This is a genomic window from Rhodococcus sp. BP-241, assembly GCF_019836145.1.
Classification (GTDB): Bacteria; Actinomycetota; Actinomycetes; order Mycobacteriales; family Mycobacteriaceae; genus Rhodococcoides.
Genome location: NZ_JABUEI010000004.1, coordinates 203,886 through 223,156 on the forward strand (window position 1 = coordinate 203,886; position 19,271 = coordinate 223,156).

General features: G+C 68.9%; 16 protein-coding genes. 6 read left to right on the top strand and 10 right to left on the bottom strand.

Annotation, left to right across the window (positions count from 1 at the left end; translation table 11 throughout):
- The first annotated feature begins 174 nt into the window (after window positions 1-174).
- The gene (locus HQ308_RS10220; RefSeq protein WP_222632151.1) at window positions 175-645 is read left to right on the top strand and encodes a DUF4383 domain-containing protein; all 471 of its coding nucleotides are present in this window, start codon (window positions 175-177) and stop codon (window positions 643-645) included.
- Here HQ308_RS10220 and HQ308_RS10225 read toward each other — a convergent pair.
- The 9 genes from HQ308_RS10225 to HQ308_RS10265 all read right to left on the bottom strand — a co-directional run bounded on the left by HQ308_RS10225 (window position 642) and on the right by HQ308_RS10265 (window position 12,227).
- Window positions 642-1,418 carry a CoA ester lyase gene (locus HQ308_RS10225; RefSeq protein WP_056442231.1) on the bottom strand — a complete coding sequence of 259 codons (777 nt, stop codon included), beginning with the start codon at window positions 1,416-1,418 and terminating at the stop codon, window positions 642-644. The genes HQ308_RS10220 and HQ308_RS10225 overlap by 4 nt on opposite strands.
- Window positions 1,419-1,438: 20 nt before the next feature.
- Window positions 1,439-1,918: a MaoC family dehydratase gene (locus tag HQ308_RS10230; protein WP_027506198.1), complete on the bottom strand. Its 480-nt coding sequence runs from the start codon at window positions 1,916-1,918 to the stop codon at window positions 1,439-1,441.
- Window positions 1,915-3,084, bottom strand: a complete 1,170-nt coding sequence (locus tag HQ308_RS10235; RefSeq protein ID WP_027506197.1) for an acyl-CoA dehydrogenase family protein — start codon at window positions 3,082-3,084, stop codon at window positions 1,915-1,917. The genes HQ308_RS10230 and HQ308_RS10235 overlap by 4 nt, the downstream gene beginning before the upstream one ends.
- A complete protein-coding gene (locus HQ308_RS10240; protein WP_222646322.1) occupies window positions 3,081-5,075 on the bottom strand; it encodes an acetyl/propionyl/methylcrotonyl-CoA carboxylase subunit alpha in 1,995 nt (664 codons plus the stop codon). The genes HQ308_RS10235 and HQ308_RS10240 overlap by 4 nt, the downstream gene beginning before the upstream one ends.
- Before the next feature lie 5 nt (window positions 5,076-5,080).
- Window positions 5,081-6,667 carry a carboxyl transferase domain-containing protein gene (locus tag HQ308_RS10245; RefSeq protein ID WP_056442225.1) on the bottom strand — a complete coding sequence of 529 codons (1,587 nt, stop codon included), beginning with the start codon at window positions 6,665-6,667 and terminating at the stop codon, window positions 5,081-5,083.
- 171 nt (window positions 6,668-6,838) lie between these two features.
- Complete coding sequence (locus tag HQ308_RS10250) at window positions 6,839-7,342, bottom strand: flavin reductase family protein (protein WP_027506194.1); 504 nt, start codon at window positions 7,340-7,342, stop codon at window positions 6,839-6,841.
- A gap of 108 nt (window positions 7,343-7,450) precedes the next feature.
- A complete protein-coding gene (locus HQ308_RS10255; protein ID WP_308115741.1) occupies window positions 7,451-9,184 on the bottom strand; it encodes a VanW family protein in 1,734 nt (577 codons plus the stop codon).
- A gap of 200 nt (window positions 9,185-9,384) precedes the next feature.
- Window positions 9,385-10,647: a reverse transcriptase family protein gene (locus HQ308_RS10260; RefSeq protein ID WP_261775942.1), complete on the bottom strand. Its 1,263-nt coding sequence runs from the start codon at window positions 10,645-10,647 to the stop codon at window positions 9,385-9,387.
- Window positions 10,648-10,928: 281 nt separating this feature from the next.
- On the bottom strand, window positions 10,929-12,227 hold the full coding sequence (locus HQ308_RS10265) for an acetyl-CoA C-acetyltransferase (RefSeq protein ID WP_056441321.1): 1,299 nt from the start codon (window positions 12,225-12,227) through the stop codon (window positions 10,929-10,931).
- A 127-nt stretch (window positions 12,228-12,354) separates the two neighbouring features.
- On the opposite strand from HQ308_RS10265, the gene HQ308_RS10270 reads away from it, so the two are divergent.
- From HQ308_RS10270 to opgC, 5 genes are all read left to right on the top strand, one after another.
- Window positions 12,355-13,704: a 3-oxoacyl-ACP reductase gene (locus HQ308_RS10270; protein ID WP_056441320.1), complete on the top strand. Its 1,350-nt coding sequence runs from the start codon at window positions 12,355-12,357 to the stop codon at window positions 13,702-13,704.
- 5 nt (window positions 13,705-13,709) lie between these two features.
- Window positions 13,710-14,591 (top strand): MaoC/PaaZ C-terminal domain-containing protein, encoded by an 882-nt coding sequence (locus tag HQ308_RS10275; RefSeq protein WP_051613473.1) that lies wholly within the window; start codon window positions 13,710-13,712, stop codon window positions 14,589-14,591.
- A 221-nt stretch (window positions 14,592-14,812) separates the two neighbouring features.
- Window positions 14,813-15,430, top strand: coding sequence for an acyltransferase (locus HQ308_RS10280; RefSeq protein ID WP_056441315.1), 618 nt, complete (start codon window positions 14,813-14,815; stop codon window positions 15,428-15,430).
- Window positions 15,427-17,211 carry a glycosyltransferase family 2 protein gene (locus tag HQ308_RS22930; protein ID WP_082544287.1) on the top strand — a complete coding sequence of 595 codons (1,785 nt, stop codon included), beginning with the start codon at window positions 15,427-15,429 and terminating at the stop codon, window positions 17,209-17,211. The genes HQ308_RS10280 and HQ308_RS22930 overlap by 4 nt, the downstream gene beginning before the upstream one ends.
- Window positions 17,181-18,386, top strand: coding sequence for an OpgC domain-containing protein (gene opgC, locus HQ308_RS10290; RefSeq protein ID WP_261775944.1), 1,206 nt, complete (start codon window positions 17,181-17,183; stop codon window positions 18,384-18,386). The genes HQ308_RS22930 and opgC overlap by 31 nt, the downstream gene beginning before the upstream one ends.
- On the opposite strand, the gene HQ308_RS10295 is transcribed toward opgC, so the two are convergent.
- Complete coding sequence (locus HQ308_RS10295) at window positions 18,352-19,257, bottom strand: DUF6492 family protein (RefSeq protein WP_222646324.1); 906 nt, start codon at window positions 19,255-19,257, stop codon at window positions 18,352-18,354. The two genes, opgC and HQ308_RS10295, sit on opposite strands and share 35 nt — an antisense overlap.
- Window positions 19,258-19,271: the final 14 nt, after the last annotated feature.

The following is a 19,271-nucleotide window of genomic DNA, read 5'->3' on the forward strand; positions in this document are numbered from 1 at the left end:
AATCCCCACTGCGGCCCGGCTGGTACTCCAGCCGGGCCGCAGTGCTGTGTGGTGGGGGCGCTTCCCGGCCGCTCTCGCGGAGTCGGCCCGACACCGCGTTTATCGCGACGCCCACCGGCTACACCTCGCGTTGCGCAGTGGGACAGGCCCACTCGCGACAGGAGAGGATCCACCATGGCGAACACGAACAGAGCGGGCCGTACCGTGGTCCGCCGGTCACCGGTTCAATGGGGAGCACTGATCGTCGGCGTCGTGTTCCTTCTCGTCGGTGTGCTCGGGTTCGTCCCGGGCATCACGACGGACTACGACATGCTCACCTTCGCGGGCCACCACAGCGGGGCGATGCTCCTGGGCATCTTCGAGGTGTCGATCCTGCACAACATCGTGCACCTGTTGTTCGGCGTCGCCGGGATCCTGCTGGCCCGCGCACCGTCCTCGGCGAGGCTGTACCTCATCGGCGGCGGCATCATCTACCTGGTGCTCTTCGTGTACGGGCTCGTCATCGACCACGAGAGCAGCGCCAACTTCGTGCCGCTGAACGACGCCGACAACTGGCTGCACCTCGTGCTCGGCGTCGGCATGATCGGGCTGGGTCTCGCGTTGCCGCGCGTCGTCACGGGTACCACCGCGACACCGACTCGCTAGCCGAGTCCCCGCAGGATGCGGTCGGCGTGCCGGATCACCGGCGCGTCGACCATCCTGCCGTCGACGGTGAACACTCCGCGCTCGGTGGCGGCGGCAGCCACGACCCGACGGGCCCAGTCCACCTGATCGGCTGTGGGGGTGTAACACTCGCGGATCACGGCGGCCTGCGTCGGGTGCAGCGCCACCTTGGCGTCGAACCCCACCGCGACGGCGTCCTCCGACTCGGCGCGCAGTCCGTCGAGATCGGCGATGTCCAGATACACCGAGTCCAGAGCCTGGCGCCCGAAGGCCTTGGCCGCCAGCAGAGCGGTCGAGCGTGCGTGCACGGCCACGTCGCGATACGACCCGTCGCCGCGACGCGAGGAAGCTCCGCCGAGCGCGGCCACCAGGTCCTCCGCGCCCCACATCATGCCCTCGCACCCGTCGGCTGCGCAGATCTCCGCAGCGTGCAGGATCCCGAGTGGGGTCTCGACGAGGGCGACCACCGATCGTGGGGCCAGTGCCGAGACGTCCTGCGCCGATTCACACTTGGGCACCATCACGCGGTGGTAGACCGTCTCGGACAGGGCTGCCAGATCAGCCTCGAAGTACGGCGTCGATCGCGCGTTGACGCGGATCACGGTGCGGTCCGGATCGAGTGGGGTGTCGACGACGGCCTGCCGCGCCGCTTCCTTGTCACCGGGGGCCACCGCGTCCTCGAGGTCCAGGATCACCACGTCTGCTGCCGCGGCGGCCTTCCGGTAGCGCTCGGGCCTGTCGGCCGGGCAGAACATCCAGACCGGACCGAGCCCCGTCACGACGCGGGAGCCATCCGGACGAGGGTCTTCCGCACGGCGCGCGCGACGACGTCGCCGTGCTGATTGCGGCCCGTGTGCTCGAACGTCACGACGCCTTCTCCGGGTCTCGACGCCGACTCTCGCTTGTCCGCGATCACCGTCTCGCCGTAGAGGGTGTCACCGTGCAGCATCGGCTTCGGGAAGCTGATCTCCGAGAACCCGAGGTTCGCGACGATGGTGCCCTGCGTCAGCTGGGCGACGGAGAGCCCGACCAGCGTGGAGAGCGTCCACATCGAGTTCACGAGCCGCTCCCCGAACGCGGTGTCCACGCTGTACGCGGCGTCGAGATGCAGCGCCTGCGTGTTCATCGTGAGGGTGGTGAACAGGACGTTGTCCGCCTCGGTGACGGTGCGCCCGGGCCGGTGCTCGTAGACGGTGCCCACCGTCATCTCGTCGAACCACAGGCCGCGCTGGACGATGCGCTCCGGTTCGGTCACAGCCCCACCTGGCGCGCGATGAGCATCAGCTGCACCTCCGTGGTGCCCTCGCCGATCTCGAGGATCTTGCTGTCGCGGTAGTGCCGCGCGACCGTGTACTCGTTCATGAACCCGTATCCGCCGTGCACCTGCGTGGCGTCGCGCGCGTTGTCCATCGCGGCCTCCGACGAGATCAGCTTGGCGATGGCCGCTTCCTTCTTGAAGGGCTTGCCCGCCGACATGAGCGCTGCAGCGTCGTAGTAGGCGGTCCGGGCGGCGTAGGCGCGCGCCTCCATGCGGGCGATCTTGAATGCGATGGCCTGGTTCCGGCCGATGGCGGTACCGAACGCCTCGCGCTCCTTCGCGTACTTCACACTCTCGTCGACGCACCCCTGCGCCACACCGACGGCGAGCGCGGCGATGGCGATACGGCCCTCGTCGAGGATCTGCAGGAACCCGGCGTAACCACGGCCCTCGTCGCCGAGCAGATTCTCCAGCGGCACACGAACATCGGTGAACGACAGGGGGTGAGTGTCCGAGGCGTTCCACCCGACCTTGTCGTACGCGGGACCGGCCTCGAAGCCGGGGGTGTCCGTCGGCACGATGATCGAGGAGATCTGCTTGCGCCCGGAGGCATCGGTTCCGGTCACGGCGGTCACCGTCACCAGCTCGGTGATGTCGGTGCCGGAGTTCGTGATGAACTGCTTCGACCCGTTGATCACCCAGTGATCACCGTCGCGCACCGCGGTGGTGCGCGTACCGCCGGCGTCGCTGCCGGCACCGGGCTCGGTGAGGCCGAACGCGCCGAGCGCCCGGCCCGACGTCAGCTTGGGGAGCCACTCCTTCTTCTGCGCGTCCGTACCGAAGCGGTACACGGGCATCGCGCCCAGGGAGACACCGGCTTCGAGCGTGATCGCGACGCTCTGATCCACCTTGCCCAGCTCCTCGAGGGCGAGGCACAGCGCGAAGTAGTCGCCGCCCATGCCGCCGTACTCCTCGGGGAACGGCAGTCCGAACAGTCCCATGTCCGCCATGCCGCGGACCACCTCGTAGGGAAACGTGTGATCGCGATCGTGCTGCGCGGCGACGGGCGCCACCACGGTGCGAGCGAAGTCGCGCACCGAGGCGATCAGCTGCTGGTGCTCGTCGGACAACAGGCTGTGTCCCGCGACGGTCGATGTGCTCATGCTGCATCCTCTTTCGGGTCCGTGGTCATGCGTGCGAGTACCTGGTTCACGGCGACCTGGTCGCCTGTCGCCACCGTCACCTCGACGATGCCGTCCGCGGGAGCAGTGAGGGCGTGCTCCATCTTCATGGCTTCCACGACCACGAGAACGGTTCCGGCCGTGACGGTGTCACCGTTCGCCACCTCGACGGCGATCACGGTGCCCGGCATGGGGCTGCGCACCGTGTCCTCGAGCTCCGCCTCGCCCCCGGCGGCGAGGTCGATCTCCGCGGCGGGGCGCAGATGCCACACACCACCGGAAGCCGCGAGCCAGAGCCCGTCCGCGTCCCGCGCAGCCGTGTACGTCGTCCGGCGACCGTCGATCGCGACCACGAGAGTCGCACCGTCGAGAGTCACCGTCAGCGACCGAGCATCTCCGCCGTCGACGGTCACCGCCGCGTCGCTCGGCGACCCGGTCACCGCGACGGTGCGCTGCCGCCCGGCGTCCTCGACGAGGACTGTCGTCGGTGCGCTCCGACCACCGAGACGCCACCCGTTCGGAACGGTCCACGCGCCGTCGTCCTGCGCGGGCCAGGCTGCGCACCAGTCGAACACGGCTGCGGCGGCGATGACCTCGTCCGTCGCGACGGGCGCCGCGTAGTCGGGTGCGACCCGGTCCAGCAGGCCCGTGTCCAGACGGCCGGCGGTGACGTCGGGATCGGCCAGCAGGTACGAGAGGAAGTCGATGTTGGTGCCCACGCCGAGCACCGCCGTCTCGCCGAGCGCCCGCCGCAGGATGCGCAGTGCCTCGGCGCGGTCCCGACCGTGCGCGATGACCTTGGCCAGCATCGGGTCGTAGTCGCTGCCCACCACCGTGTCCGGTGCGAGCGACGAGTCCACGCGGACACCGGTGCCCGCCGGTTCATGCAGTCCGATCACTCGGCCGCCGGTGGGCAGGAAGCCATGGCCCGGATCCTCCGCGTAGACACGCGCCTCGATCGCGTGACCGGTCAACGTCACATCCTCCTGCTGCAGCGGCAGCGTGTCGCCCGCTGCCATCCGTATCTGCAGCTCCACGAGATCGATGCCGGTGACCTCCTCGGTCACCGGATGCTCCACCTGCAGACGGGTGTTCATCTCCATGAAGAAGAAGTCGTCGGGCGCGTCGGCGGAGACGATGAACTCGACGGTGCCGGCGCCGACGTAGTCGACACTCCGAGCGGTCGCACACGCGGCCTCGCCGATCCGCGCCCGCGTCACCTCGTCGAGCAGCGGCGACGGCGCCTCCTCGATCACCTTCTGGTGACGGCGCTGCAGCGAGCACTCGCGCTCACCGAGATGGACCACATGGCCGTGGGCGTCCGCCATCACCTGCACCTCGATGTGCCGGGGACGCAACACGAATCGTTCGAGGAAGAGGGTGTCGTCGCCGAACGACGACGCCGCCTCTCGCCTGGCCCGCACCAGTGCCGCCGCCAGGTCCTCGGCTCGTTCGACCAGATGCATGCCCTTGCCGCCGCCACCGGCCGACGGCTTGATCAGCACGGGGTAGCCGATGTCGGCCGCGGCCGCGATCAGTTCGTCGTCCGTGAGTCCGGGTTCCGCGATACCGGGCACCACCGGCACGTCGAACGCGGAGACCGCCTTCTTCGCCGTGATCTTGTCGCCCATGGTCTCGATCGCACGTGTCGGCGGGCCGATGAACGTGATGCCGTTCTTCTCGCACGCCGCCGCGAATGCCGCATTCTCCGAGAGGAACCCGTATCCGGGGTGGATCGCGTCGGCGCCGCTGGCGAGAGCCGCGTCGATCACCTTGTCGATGTTCAGATAGCTCTCGCGTGCGGGCGCCGGACCCAGTCGTACCGCGGTGTCCGCGGAGCGCACGTGCAGCGCGTCGGCGTCCGCGTCGCTGTACACCGCGACGGAGCGAATTCCCATGGTGCGCAGTGTCCGGAACACCCGGACGGCGATCTCACCGCGATTCGCGACGAGCACCGTGTCGATCGTGGTCATCACACTCACATCCTGAAGACGCCGTAGGACACCGGCTCGAGCGGTGCGTTGGCGCACACCGACAGAGCAAGTGAGAGAACAGTTCTGGTGTCGGCCGGATCGATGATGCCGTCGTCCCACAGCCGCGCCGTCGAGTGGTACGGGTTGCCCTGCTCCTCGTACTGACGGCGGATGGGTTCCTTGAACCGCTCCTGCTCGTCCTCGGTCCACGGCTCGCCGGACGCCGACCGCTGATCGCTGCGCACGGTCGCGAGCACCGACGCCGCCTGCTCCCCGCCCATGACGGAGATGCGCGCGTTCGGCCACATCCACAGGAAGCGCGGCGAGTACGCCCGGCCGCACATCGAGTAGTTGCCCGCGCCGTAGGACCCGCCGATGACGACCGTCAGCTTCGGTACCCGGGCACACGCCACCGCGGTGACCATCTTCGCGCCGTGCTTGGCGATGCCGCCCGCCTCGTACTCCCGCCCGACCATGAAGCCGGTGATGTTCTGCAGGAACAGCAACGGCACTGACCGCTTGTCGCACAACTCGATGAAATGTGCTCCCTTGACGGCGGATTCACCGAACAGGACACCGTTGTTGGCGACGATGCCGACCGGGTGTCCGTTGATGTGGGCGAAACCGGTGACCAGCGTGGTGCCGTACTCGGCCTTGAACTCCTGGAACTGCCCACCGTCCACCAGGCGGGTGATCACCTCGTGCACGTCGTACGGGGTGCGCGGATCTGTCGGCACCACGTCGTACAGCTCCGACTGGTCGCTCGCAGGCAACGGTGTGCGTACCTCCCACGGCGACGGCGTGCGGGGGCCGAGGGTGGCCACGATCGCGCGGACCCGGCGGAGCGCGTCACGATCGTCGGTCGCGAGGTGATCCGTCACGCCCGAGATCTTGGAGTGGACGTCGCCGCCACCGAGGTCCTCGGCCGTGACCACCTCGCCGGTGGCCGCCTTCACCAGCGGCGGTCCACCCAGGAAGATGGTGCCCTGGTTGCGGACGATGATCGCCTCGTCGCTCATCGCGGGCACGTACGCGCCACCGGCGGTGCAGGACCCCATCACCGCCGCGATCTGGGCGATGCCCTTCGCACTCATCGTCGCCTGGTTGAAGAAGATCCGGCCGAAGTGTTCCCGGTCGGGGAACACGTCGTCCTGCATCGGCAGGAACGCGCCACCCGAGTCGACGAGGTACACGCAGGGCAGCCGGTTCTGCAGGGCGATCTCCTGCGCGCGCAGATGCTTCTTGACGGTCATCGGGTAGTACGTGCCGCCCTTGACCGTGGCGTCGTTGGCCACGACCATCACCTCGCGGCCCGACACCCGGCCGATTCCGGCGATCACACCAGCGCCCGGGCACGCATCGTCGTACATGCCGTTCGCGGCCAGCGGGGCGATCTCGAGGAACGGGCTGCCGTCGTCGAGCAGCGTGTCGACACGGTCGCGCGGAAGCAGCTTGCCGCGGGAGACATGGCGCTCTCGGGAGGCGTCACTGCCGCCGCGGGCAGCGGCCGCCATGGCTCGGTGCAGCTCGTCGACCAGCGCGAGGTGGTCGTCCCGCCTGCTCGTGCGCTCGGTTCGAGCACCGTCCAGCATCGTCATCGCTCAGCCCGTCCGTCAGTTAACACTCACTAACCAGGACAGTAAACGATGATTAACTGAAAGTCCACGGCGGATGCGTGGATCGCCAGGCGCGCGTCCGGAGCCACCCGATCGCTCGGAAATCTGCGGATCCGCGGATTCTCGCTCGACATCGGAGGACGAGACTCAGCGCTGCTCGACGACCAGCTTTCGGAAGCGGCTGCCCTGGAACACGATGGGCGCGACGTCGGAGTGCACCTCGAGACCGTGCACGCGCAGCAGGACGATGGCGTGATCACCCGCCGGCAGCTCCTGCTCGATTGTGGTGTCGAGCCACGAGGACGCGCCGTCGATGAAGATGGCCCCGTCGGGCGTCGTCTCCAGCGTCAGACCAGCGAACCGGTCACCCGTCTTCGCTGCGAGGCTGCGCGCGGCCACGTCGTGGGCCTCGCCGAGAACGCTGATGCCGATGTGCGTCGCGTCGCGGAACTTGGGCCACGTGGACGACGTGTTCTGGATGCACACCGCGACCAGCGGCGGGTCGAGGGAGACCGACACGAAACTGCTCGCGGCCAGACCGACCGGCACGTCGCCGATGCGAGCCGCGATGGCAACGACCCCACTCGGGAAAGTGCCGTACGCCTGACGGAGGGTCGCCTGGTCGAGCTCGGAGGCTGCGGTCTGACTCATGGAACCCCACGGTAGGGCCGCGCGCCATCCGCCGCCACCATCGCGGGCCCGGCACTGGGCAAGGTCACAGCCCCTGGATTCGGATCACGCCGAGCCCAACGGCGGGCCTCACTCGCAGCGGACGATCGGCACCGGGTCGTAGCGCACCGTGCGCGTGTTCCGCGAGATCTCCGCACCCGTCGCCGCGTCGCGGATGATCCGGGTGTCGCTGGTGGTGAAGCCGGGCGCTCCGCTCGACGCGACACATTGGTCTCCGCGCGGCAGCCGGACGGTGTCCGGCGTGGTGGGTCGGCTGCGGGAGCCGGTGATCGACTCCACCTCGACGGTCTTGGTGCCCCACAACCGCACGGTGACGGAGGATCCGTCGGCGAACGACTCGACGACCACACCCGTCGACGCCGGGTTCCGGAACTGCAGATCGATCGCGCCCTCGAAGACCGTCGCCTCGCGGGCCTCGGGGTAGCGGCTGATGTAGTAGCTGTGTTCGGTGTGATCGACGTCGTCCATGCCGCCGAAGTAGCCGGCGTTGTACAGGGTGGTGGCGAACTGGCTGATGCCTCCGCCGACGGCGCGATCGGGTCGGCCGTTGTCGATGATGCCCGACTCGACGAACCCCTGCGCCGTCCCGCGGGGGCCGGTGTAGCCGTTGAGTGAGAACGTCTCCCCCGGCTTCACCACAGCGCCGTTCACGATGTCCGCCGTGAGACCGATGTTGACGCCCGACGCGTACTCGAACCCGCCGGTCGTGTACTCGCTGATCACTTCCCGGATTCCGAGAGCGTTCGCCGCGTCCGTGGTCAGTGCCGCCGGACGCTTTCCGTACTGCGCGACGGTGGTGCGCGCGTCACCGGACGCCGCCAGCAGGTCCGGCAGGGTGGCCAGTGTCTCCGGCCAGCGCACCTCGGTGCCGTCGACGGACGGAACCACCACGGGTCGGCCCCCGGAGAAGTCGAAGCGCGCGTCGACGGGCCGGGTCTCGGTGGCCGCCAGCCCGGGCGCGAGGATGCCGATCGCGGCATTCGTGTCGTACACCGGCCGCAGACCGCCGTCGTCGTCCGGTTCGAAGCTCAGGACCTCGCCGACGCGATCGGGTGCGAGCGTCGTCGTCGCACCGTCCTCGCCGTTCACGACCACCGGCGCCGACACCGCGGGCGTCGCCACGTCCTGGATCGCCGCGTCGATCGCGGCAGCGTCGACCTCGACGTCCTCGACGACGACGGGGAGCTCCACCGGACCGCCCTCGGCCCAGTCGGTGCGGAACGCGGAGGCCGCACCCGGTACGTCGAGCGTGCGTCCGGGAACGGGTCCGACGGCGCGGGGCACGCCGGCCTCGATGACCACGTCGCCCTCCACCGCGGGGCGGTCGACCTGCGGGGACAACGATCCGACGGCGGCGGTGAGTGCCGCGTCGTCGACAGTGGACACGACACCGATCTCGCGGGTGCCGAAGAACGACGCGAGCCTGGTGAACGGGGAGAGAGGCTGGTCGCCGGCACGATCGAGGGTTGCTGCCCAGTCGATTCCGAGACCGGCCGCGGCCGGGGTGAGGGTGGCGGCGACATCGTCCGCGCGCACGTCCACCGGGGCGTCGGTGCGCGGACCCAGGGCGTCGCGGAGCCGGTTGTCCGCCTCCGCCACACTGCGGCCGCCGACCTCGACGCCCGCGACGGTCACGCCGCGGGGGATGTCACCGGTGGAGGTGAACCAGTCGGCGGCGTACAGGAGCGCGGCCACGGCGACGACGCCGCCGGCCGCGGACAGCGCGATCGTGCGCCGGCGGGTGGAGCGCGTGCCCTCGGGGGCGGTCCGGTGCTCGTGCTGCGCCGGTACGTCCTCGGTCACCCGGCTCCCTTCCGTCGTGCTGAACAGGCGCGTTCGCCCTCTGCTCGAGCCTACCCACTGGGGTCGGTGCCCTACTCCTCACGAAGACGGCTCCGCACCGCTGCCGGGTCGGGGGTCAGGCAGCGATGCGGAGCCATGAGGAGTATCGCCGGACGACCGCACTCGTTACAACTCGAATCAGACCGAACGTCCCGGATCTGTCAGGAGTCCCAATCGACTCGTTCCGCCATGGCCAGAAGTCGTGACCGCCGCGAAGGACTGCTTTCGCCGATCCAGGCGATCTGCCCGTACACCGAGGCACGGAAGTCCGGTACACCTGCACGATTCTGGGCAGCGGCACCGGTACGAACACTGTTGTGGAGCAGCGCGCGGAGAGCGTCGTAGCGGTCGCGGGGCGCCGCGGCACTCTCGTTCACCACCAGCCCGGCCAGCGTCTGCCGACGGTGTGCACGCGCCACGTGAGTCTTGTCACCGTTCACCACGAAGCCCTCGTCGCGCACGATGCGGTCGAGCGCCCAGAGGATCGTGCCCACATCGGTGTCCGACGGGCCCGACAGCGCCAGGTCGTCGGCGTAGCGGGTGTAGACGAGCCCACGGGCGCGGGCGAGACCCGCGACGCGACGGTCGAGTCCGCGGGCCACCAGATTGGCGAGCGCAGGCGAGGTCGGTGCCCCCTGCGGGAGGTGCGGGACGCGCAGCAGTGCCGCCTGAGTCCGGGGCAGACCGGCGACCTCGTCGACCGGCATCGCGGTGGTGCAGATGCCGGCGAGGACCGACGCCACCCGGTACGGGTACCCGCAGGCCTCGAAGACGGCGCGCACGCGCGGCCTCGTCACCGTCGGGAAGAAGTCCGCGAGATCGACCCGGACGACGACGTCCCGGCCCTCGTGTGGGCGCGCGAAGGTCACGGCACTCCGACCGGCCCGGAAACCGTGAGCGGCAGGATGCGGCACCACGTGATCGAGGACGCGGTGGAGCACGCGCCGCTGCATCTCGCGCAGTCTCGGCTTGGGAATCTCCAGGATGCGCGTCCCGCCGCGACTCTTGGCCACCTCACGAGCCCGGTAGTGGCGCAGCGGCGGAGCCGCCCGACGCAACCAGCCGCCGACGTCGGCGAACCAGTCGAGTTCGGAGACGGTGACGTCCAGGGACGCGGCGAGCTCGGCGGTCGTCGCGAACGCGGGAACCCCGAAGCGCACCGCCGGAGTGGGACGGACGGGCGGCGCGGGGAGGACGAACGGATCACCGGGATACCCGATGACCTCGAGGAGTTCGGCGGCGACCTCCGTCGAATCGGGTGCATGGTTGCGCCGCTCGAGGAGCCTGGTGATGAGAGTCTCGACGTCCGCGACGTGCTCGAACCGGGCCAGCACCTCACCGAGCTCGGTGCTGTTCCACGCGATGTCGACCAGGCGCGGTGCGATCATCCGCGCCGTGCGGTGATGCCAGAACGACTCGGACATCAGCGAGCAGTGGACCGAGGACGTGCGGCGGGGCGAGGCGACCTGAGACTCTCGTCGTCGTCGCAGGCCAGCACGCGAAGCGTGCATCGCTGCGTCGGACGCAGTGCCCGATTCCGTGAATGTTCCCGAGGGTTGCCCTCGAGGAGGGTCGCGCAGGACCCACTCTCGCCTCGCCACCGCTGCACCCCGCCACTGTGCCAGACGCAGACCGCTCGGTCCGGGAAACGGCAGAGGACCCGGCCACCCCTCGCAGCCGGGTCCTCGTGTTCGGTACGGGAGGCTCAGGCCTCCACGATGGCCGTGATGCCCTGGCCACCGGCGGCACAGATGGAGATGAGTCCGCGGCCGGAACCCTTCTGCGCCAACATCTTCGCGAGTGTGGCCACGACGCGTCCGCCGGTCGCCGCGAACGGGTGACCCGCGGCCAGCGAGGAGCCGTTCACGTTCAGCTTGCTGCGATCGATCGATCCCAGCGCACCGTCGAGACCCAGACGCTCCTTGCAGTACTCGTCGCTCTCGAAGGCCTGCAGCGTCGCGAGCACCACGGAGGCGAAGGCCTCGTGGATCTCGTAGTAGTCGAAGTCCTGCAGCGTCAGGCCGTTGCGCTCGAGCAGACGCGGGATGGCGTACGTCGGCGCCATGAGCAGGCCGTCCTTGTACGAGCCGTTGCCGTGGATGTAGTCCACGGCCGCGAACTCCGAGTCGACGAGGTGCGCGAGCACCGGCAGGTTGTGCTGCGCGGCCCACTCGTCGGTGGACAGCAGCACGGAGGACGCGCCGTCGGTGAGCGGCGTCGAGTTGCCGGCCGTCATCGTGGCGTCGCCCAGCGAGGTGCCGAACACGGGCTTCAGCTTGGCCAGCTTCTCGGCCGTGGAGTCCGGACGCAGGTTGTCGTCGCGGGTCAGACCGAGGTACGGGGTGACCAGGTCGTCGAAGAAGCCACTGTCGTAGGCCTTCGCCATGTTCTGGTGGCTGGCCGCGGCGAGGGCGTCCTGGTCCTCGCGGCGCACGCCGAACTCCTTGGCCGTGACGGCGGCGTGCTCGCCCATCGACATGCCGGTGCGGGGCTCGCCGTTCTTCGGGATCTCGATCCCCAGCATCGACGGGCGGACGCCCGCGAGCAGCTTGAGGCGGTCGGCGGTGCTCTTCGCCCGGTTGAGCGTGAGCAGGAACTCGCGCAGCTCGTTGTTGACGCTGATGGGCGCGTCGGACGTGGTGTCGACACCGCTGCCGATTCCCACGTCGATCCGGCCCGACGCGATGGCATCGCCGACGGCGATGACCGTCTGCATGCTCGTGCCGCAGGCCTGCTGCAGGTCGAACGCCGGGGTGTACGGGCTCAGTGCGCTGCCCAGGACGACCTCGCGGGTGAGGTTGAAGTCGCGGCTGTGCTTGAGCACCGCACCACCGGCCACGAGGCCGAGCCGCTCACCCTGCAGGTTGAAGCGGGAGACGAGACCGTCGACGGCCGCCGTCAACATGTCCTGGTTCGAGGCGTTGGCGTACACCTTGTTCGAGCGCGCGAACGGTATTCTGTTTCCACCGAGGATCGCGACGGGGCGCTTCTCTTTGCTGGTCATCGAACGATTCTCCCTGTGCGCAGATGGCGCGGCCACAGTCGGGGCCGCTTCGTCGTGGACTCTATTCTTACTCACGAGTAAGTTACTTGTCGATACCGTTCGACATACCCGACACGAAGGTAGGAACATGGCAGCCACCAAGGGAGCCCCTGACCTCTACTCGCAGTTCCTCTCCTCTGCTCCCGGCGCGTTTCTCGCCAAGCAGGCGGGACTGCCGAAGCCGGAGACTCTGCGTCGCTACCAGCCGGGTGAGCCTCCGCTCGCCGGCCCGGTCCTGATCGGCGGCAGCGGTCGCCTCGTCGAGCCGCTGCGCGTGCTGCTCTCGGACTACCCCGCCGCGAGCCCGCACGACGACAAGCTGGGCGGCCTCGTGTTCGACGCCACCGGCATCGAGAACATCGAGCAGCTCGAGCAGCTGTACCAGTTCTTCCAGCCCGCGGTCCGAAACCTCGGACCGTCGAGCCGCGTCGTCGTCCTCGGCACCACGCCCGAGGAGACCGGCGACATCGAGGAGCACATCGCTCAGCGCGCGCTCGAGGGCTTCACCCGCAGCGTCGGCAAGGAACTGCGCCGCGGCGGCACCGCGCAGCTGGTCTACGTCTCCCCCGACGCCGCGCCGGACCTGTCCGGTGTCGAGTCCACCCTGCGCTTCCTGCTCTCGGCCAAGTCCGCGTTCGTGTCCGGCCAGGTCATCGCCGTCGGCAAGGACGGGTCCACGGCCCCCGCCTCGTGGGACCGGCCGCTCGAGGGCAAGGTCGCTCTGGTCACCGGCGCCGCCCGTGGCATCGGCGCCACCATCGCCGAGGTTCTCTCACGCGACGGCGCGCACGTCATCTGCGCCGACATCCCCGCGGCCGGCGAGGCCCTCTCGCAGACAGCCAACAAGGTCGGCGGCACGTCGCTGGCACTCGACGTCACGGCTCCCGACGCCGCCGAGGTGCTCGAGAAGCACGTGAAGGAGCGCCACAGCGGCGGCCTCGACATCGTCGTCCACAACGCCGGCATCACGCGCGACAAGCTCCTCGCCAACATGGACGACGGCCGGTGGAACTCCGTCATCGGCGTCAACCTCGCAGCGCCGCACCGCCTCACCACCGCTCTGGTGAAGTCCGGCACGCTGAACGACGGCGGCCGCGTGATCGACGTGTCCTCCATCGCGGGCATCGCCGGCAACCGCGGCCAGACCAACTACGGCACGTCCAAGGCCGGCGTCATCGGCCTGGTGCACGCCGAGGCACCCGAACTGGCGAAGAAGGACATCACCATCAACGCGGTGGCGCCCGGCTTCATCGAGACGGCCATGACCGCGGCCATTCCGTTCGCCACTCGCGAGGCCGGCCGCCGGATGAGCTCGCTGCTGCAGGGCGGCCAGACCGTCGACGTCGCGGAGACCATCGCGTACTTCGCGAGCCCGGCCTCCAACGCCGTCACCGGTCAGGTCGTCCGCGTGTGCGGCCAGTCCCTGATCGGAGCGTGAGCGACGTGGCCACGGTGATCCCGCTCGACGGCCCGCCGAGGATCCGCGACATCTACACCCGCGCGGCTCTCGACTCGCTGCCGATCATCGGCGGCGGCAAGCGCACGCCGACGGCACCGGACGCGACGTACACCCTCGGCGGAATCCGGATCGATCGGGACAATCTCGCGACGTACGCCAAGGTGACCGGCCTCCGTCTCAGCGACACCCTGCCGCTGACCTACCCCTTCACCCTGGTGTTCCCCACCGTGATGTCCCTCATGGTGTCCAAGGACTTCCCGTTCGCAGCCATGGGATCGGTGCACGCGGAGAACGTGATCGAGAGCTTCCGCCCCATCGGGACCTCGGAGCCGCTCGACATCGCGGTGCACGCGGAGAACGTCCGCGAGCACCGGAAGGGGCTGCTCGTCGACGTCGTCAGCGACGTGTCGGTGGGCCGTGAGCTGGTGTGGCGTCAGACGTCCACCTTCCTCAGCCTGCAGAAGACGTCGCTGTCCGGTGGACCTCGCGAGGCACCGCCGGCCGACGAGGTCCCGCCGCCGCCCACCTCGACTCTGCGGGTGGACCAGAAGACCATCTCGCGCTACGCGGCGGTGAGTGGTGACCGCAACCCGATCCACGTCTCGTCGCTGGGCGCCAAGGCCTTCGGCTTCCCGCGCACCATCGCTCACGGGATGTGGAGTGCGGCGGCCGTACTCAGCGCCGTCGACGGCAAGATCCAGGACCGTGTCACGTACTCGGTGCGCTTCGGCAAGCCGATCGTGTTGCCCGCCAAGATCAACGTGTACGCCGAGCGGGTGGGCACGGGCGTCGGGCCGGGGCAGTGGGACGTGGCGCTGAAGCACCCGAAGAAGGGCTACCCGTTCCTGACGGGCACCCTGCGCTGACTCCTCGTCGTAATTCCTCCTCCGCACCCCTCCTCGACTCGCCGGTTCCGCGGGTTCGGGGAGGGGTGCGGTCGTCGGTCGGGCACATCTGAGTCGGTCAGTCGTATGAACGACTGGTCAGACCGACTCGGCCACTCTAGATTCGAACTCATCACCCGCGACATGCCGTTCCAGCAGGATCGAGGTCGGTTTCGGGGAGGACGTGAGCGGTCAGGGGAGAAATGGGCATCGCCACGGGGGCCCGGCGTGAGCACGCCGACAGTGAGACCGGACCGTACGTTCATCCTGCCGCGCTGTGCGAGAGCACGCACGTCGGTCCCGGCACCCGGGTCTGGGCCTTCGCGCACATCCTCTCGGGCGCGGTCGTGGGCTCGGACTGCAACATCTGCGACCACGTCTTCGTCGAGGGCGGTGTACGGATCGGCGACGGTGTCACCGTGAAGAACCGCGTCCTGCTGTTCGACGGCGTGACGGTCGAGGACGAGGTCTTCCTGGGTCCCGGCGTCACCTTCACGAACGATCTGCGCCCGCGCGCTCACATCAGCCGATCAGGGGAATCGTTGTCGTCCACTCTGATCCGGCGTGGTGCGACGCTGGGTGCCGGTGTCGTCGTCGTGTGCGGGGTGACGGTCGGGGAATCGTCCTTCGTCGGAGCCGGAGCAGTGGTGAACCGCGACGTGCCGCGCCACGCTTTCGTCGTCGGCAACCCGGCCCGGCAGATCGGATGGGTGTGCCGATGCGGTGCCCGTCTCGCGGAGGACCTCACGTGTGAGTGCGGGGTCGCACACGAACTGCGCGATGACGGCGTGTACCCCTCGGCCACCCCACTCCGACCGTGATCGCCCCTCCTGCACGGCCGGACTCCCTCGTTCGACAGGATCGCTTCACCACGGACGAGTCGACGGCCGATGTCGCCGTCGTGATCGTGACATACCGCAATGCGGACTCGATCAGCACGCTCGTCGACAGTCTGCGGTCGGAGGCCGCGGTGTCGTCGATACGAGTGGTGGTGGTCGACAACAACTCCGGAGACGGCACGGCGTCGACTCTGGCCGCCCACGATGACGTCATCGTGGTCGCCGGAGAGGTGAATCTGGGGTACGCGGGCGCGATCAACGTCGCGCGGTCACGCATCGGGGCCACTCGCGCCGTGCTGATCCTCAATCCAGACTGCGTCGTGCAGCCGGGCTGCGTCACCGCACTGCGTGCCGCCCTGCGTGAACCGGGCGTGGTCGCCGCTGTCCCGCGTCTGCACGACGTCGACGGCCGACTGTCGTTCTCTCTCCGACGTGAGCCTCGCCTGCCCGCCACCCTCGTCGACGCGATGCTGGGCGCCCGCCTGCCTCGCAGGCCTGTGTGGGCGAGCGAGACGATCCGCGACGTCGCGGTCTACGACCGCGCCCATTCCATCGAGTGGGCCACCGGGGCGGCGATGATGATGTCGGCGGGAGCGCTCGACGCGGTAGGCCCGTGGGACGAACGCTTCTTCCTCTACTCGGAGGAGACCGACTACTTCCGCAGGCTTCGTTCCCACGGACTCGTCCTGTACGTTCCCGAGGCCCGGGTGGAGCACACCGGCGGCGGGTCCGGGAGCTCACAGGCGCTGGCAGATCTACTGACCGTCAACAAGATTCGCTACGTCCAGAAGTATCACGCACGGCCGTTCGTCGTCGCGTTCCACGCGGTGACCCTGCTCGGTGAGGCCTTGCGCTGCTGGTCATCGGGGCACAGGGCAACCTACCGGGCTGTTGCCAGGCGCCACGAGTGGTCGAACCTCCTCCGAGCCGAGACCCCCGGTCCGACAGAGTGTCGGGACATGGGCTCGGTCGTCATCCCGGCGCACAACGAGTCCCGCGTCATCGCCCGGACGCTCGACGCACTCGCCGACCTGGCCGCCCGAGGTGTCGTGGAGGTGATCGTCGCGTGCAACGGCTGCACCGACGACACCGCTCGCATCGCAGCAGGTCGCCCGGGTGTCCGTGTTCTCGACCTGGGCGTCGCGTCGAAGACAGCGGCGATGAACAGCGCGGACGAGGTGGCCGAGCTGTGGCCACGCGTGTATCTAGATGCCGACGTCGTCATCACACCTGCGGCCGTCGTCGATCTGGTGACCGCCCTGGCCGACGGCACGCTGCTCGCTGCCCGACCCGCGTCGCGGTACGACGCGACGGGGGCGGGCCACCTGGTCCGGCGTTACTACCGCGCGCGGTCCTCGCTCCCCCTCGTCCGATCCCACCTCTGGGGCGCGGGCTGCTATGCCCTGTCCGAGGAGGGTCACGCGAGGGTGGGCCGGTTCCCCGACGTGGTCGCCGACGACGTCGTGGTGGACGCGGCGTTCGCGACCGACGAGAAGACCGTCGTGGACACCGATCCCGTCGTCGTGCTCGTTCCCCGCACTCCTGCAGCCTTGATCGCCGTACTGTCGCGCAACTACTCGGGCAACCGCGACGCCCCTGCCACCACCAGCTCGACCGGGACGCTCCGGCACGTCGCCGGTACCGTCCACGGTCCCGGAACACTGCTGGACGCGGCGGTGTACTGCCTCTTCGCCGCCCTGGGCCGACGCGCGTCTCGGCGCACGTCCGCCCGATGGGCCCGCGACGACACGAGCAGGTCGTGAACGATCCGTACTCTTCGTCGACGCCCGCGATCTCACCCTCTCCGAGACTCGGTAGAGACGATGCCATCGACGTCGTCCGCGGCCTCTGCGTTCTCAGCATGGTTCTGACGCACCTCTCGTCGGGGTCGACGGTGTGGAGAATCGTGCATTTCCAACCCTGGGTGGACGGTGCCTCGGGTTTCGTCCTCATGTCCGGTCTCGTCCTGGGCATGGTGCACGGGAGGACCGCGCGCGCGCACGGTGTCGCGGCGCTCCGCACCCGACGGCTGAAGCGCACCGCCCTCCTCTACGTCGCCCACATCGCCATCGTGGGTCTCGCGATCGTCGACGGATTCCTCGCCCATCTCGACGGACTCCCGGATCGAGGACCCGAGTCGTTGTCCCGCTTGATCTTCTGGACGCTCACACTGCAGGTGAATCCCGGCAACGTCGACATGCTGTCCATGTACGTCGTGCTGCTTCTCTCCACAGCCGTCAGTGCGCCGTTACTGGCTGCCAGACGAGGTGTGCTCGTCCTCGTGCTGAGCGCTCTGGTGTACACGGCGGGGTCGGTGTCGACGCACGGCGCTCTTCCCAATCGCCCGTACGGTGACGCGTTCTTCGATGTCGCCTGCTGGCAATTCCTGTTCACGGGCGCCTACCTGCTCGGGTGGCGATGGCCGACCGTCGTCGCAGTCCTCCGTGGCCCTCGCGCCCTGTCTGCTGCGATCGTGACAGGAACGGTGGTGGCTGCGATCGCTGTCCTCCTGCCGAACGACGGCGTGCAGGAGGTGGTGTTCGGGAAGGCCGAGTGCGGTCCCGGTCGCATCGTTCTCGCGTGGTGCGCCTTCGTCGTGCTATACCAGTGCGCCAGAACGGCCGTGTCCCGTGCCCCTGCAGCGGTGCGGGCCGTACGGATCATCGGGTCGCGGAGCCTCGCGTGCTTCATCGCACAGTGTCTGGTCAATCTGGTTCTCCCTCTGGCCATCGGCGAGGACCCGACCACTGTTGCCGCTCAGATCGCCGGCATCGGCGTCGCGCTGGCCATGTATCCGGTCGCGCTGGCCCGAGAACTGGTGGGACGAAGTCTGTCCGCTCTGCGCGACGATCTCACCTCACGACGGCAGACACTGCCGGACCAGCCTGTGCCGCCGGCGGGAGTCACCGAGCCAGACGGGCGATCACGGACTCGGTGAGATACCGCCGCGTCTCCGGCGTCGTGCACGAGGTGGACTGGATCTGGACGGCGATGTCGGACGGGCGTGCCGCCGACGCGAACGCGAGCCCGTCGCTTTCCATCAGGGTGTCGGTGCTCCAGTGGCTGAGGCACCGCGGATCATCGGACAGGAACGATCGGTCACGTGTATCGGCGAGTTCGGCGACGTACGTGCCGTACAGGATGAACTCGGACACATGACGTTCCGCGGTGACACAGCGGATCCAGTGACGACCGCCCACGGCGGCGATGTGGTCCACCATCGAGCGCACGAGGCGTGGGTCCCACGCGACGAGGCCACAGATGTGATCCGGCAACGGAGGGGTCACAGTCTCGTCCAGGCCGAGCAACCGGCGAGCCGACCGATGCCAATCCAGATGATCCGCCATTCCGGCATGTACCCCTGTTGCTCTCGAGTACAGGCGGACGACACCGTCACGCAGAAAGTCGTCCGCCGCCACTGTGGACACGAACGCCAGGTCCGAATCCGCCAGCAGGACCACGGATGCCGTGGACTCCGCCGCGATGGCGATCTTCACGACCTGTTGCACGATCCATCCCCGTACCGGGAGCCACGGGCGCGTCAGATCCAGTTGTTGGATCTTTCCTATCGCCGACACCCGGCTGAGCCGCCGGACCATGTCGGTCACGGCGGCGACCGACACGAATGACGCCGGCAGGACATCGTCGACGGTCGAGACCACCAGACGAGCGGACCCGATCGCCGTGAACAGCGCCTCGTCCCGGCGCGGCACGATCACCCTGTGCCGAACCTCGCCGGCAGTGAATCGCACCACCGAACTGTGCAGGTCCTCGAAGAGCGCCAGATCGGGTGCATAGGACGGTGTCACGATCTCGATCGTCC

Coding starts and splice junctions, on each gene's coding strand:
- HQ308_RS10220 (WP_222632151.1), top strand. CDS start 175: ATGGCGAACACGAACAGAGCGGGCCGTACCGTGGTCCGCCGGTCACCG.
- HQ308_RS10225 (WP_056442231.1), bottom strand. CDS start 1,418: ATGTTCTGCCCGGCCGACAGGCCCGAGCGCTACCGGAAGGCCGCCGCG.
- HQ308_RS10235 (WP_027506197.1), bottom strand. CDS start 3,084: ATGAGCACATCGACCGTCGCGGGACACAGCCTGTTGTCCGACGAGCAC.
- HQ308_RS10240 (WP_222646322.1), bottom strand. CDS start 5,075: ATGACCACGATCGACACGGTGCTCGTCGCGAATCGCGGTGAGATCGCC.
- HQ308_RS10245 (WP_056442225.1), bottom strand. CDS start 6,667: ATGCTGGACGGTGCTCGAACCGAGCGCACGAGCAGGCGGGACGACCAC.
- HQ308_RS10250 (WP_027506194.1), bottom strand. CDS start 7,342: ATGAGTCAGACCGCAGCCTCCGAGCTCGACCAGGCGACCCTCCGTCAG.
- HQ308_RS10260 (WP_261775942.1), bottom strand. CDS start 10,647: ATGTCCGAGTCGTTCTGGCATCACCGCACGGCGCGGATGATCGCACCG.
- HQ308_RS10265 (WP_056441321.1), bottom strand. CDS start 12,227: ATGACCAGCAAAGAGAAGCGCCCCGTCGCGATCCTCGGTGGAAACAGA.
- HQ308_RS10270 (WP_056441320.1), top strand. CDS start 12,355: ATGGCAGCCACCAAGGGAGCCCCTGACCTCTACTCGCAGTTCCTCTCC.
- HQ308_RS10280 (WP_056441315.1), top strand. CDS start 14,813: ATGGGCATCGCCACGGGGGCCCGGCGTGAGCACGCCGACAGTGAGACC.
- opgC (WP_261775944.1), top strand. CDS start 17,181: ATGGGCCCGCGACGACACGAGCAGGTCGTGAACGATCCGTACTCTTCG.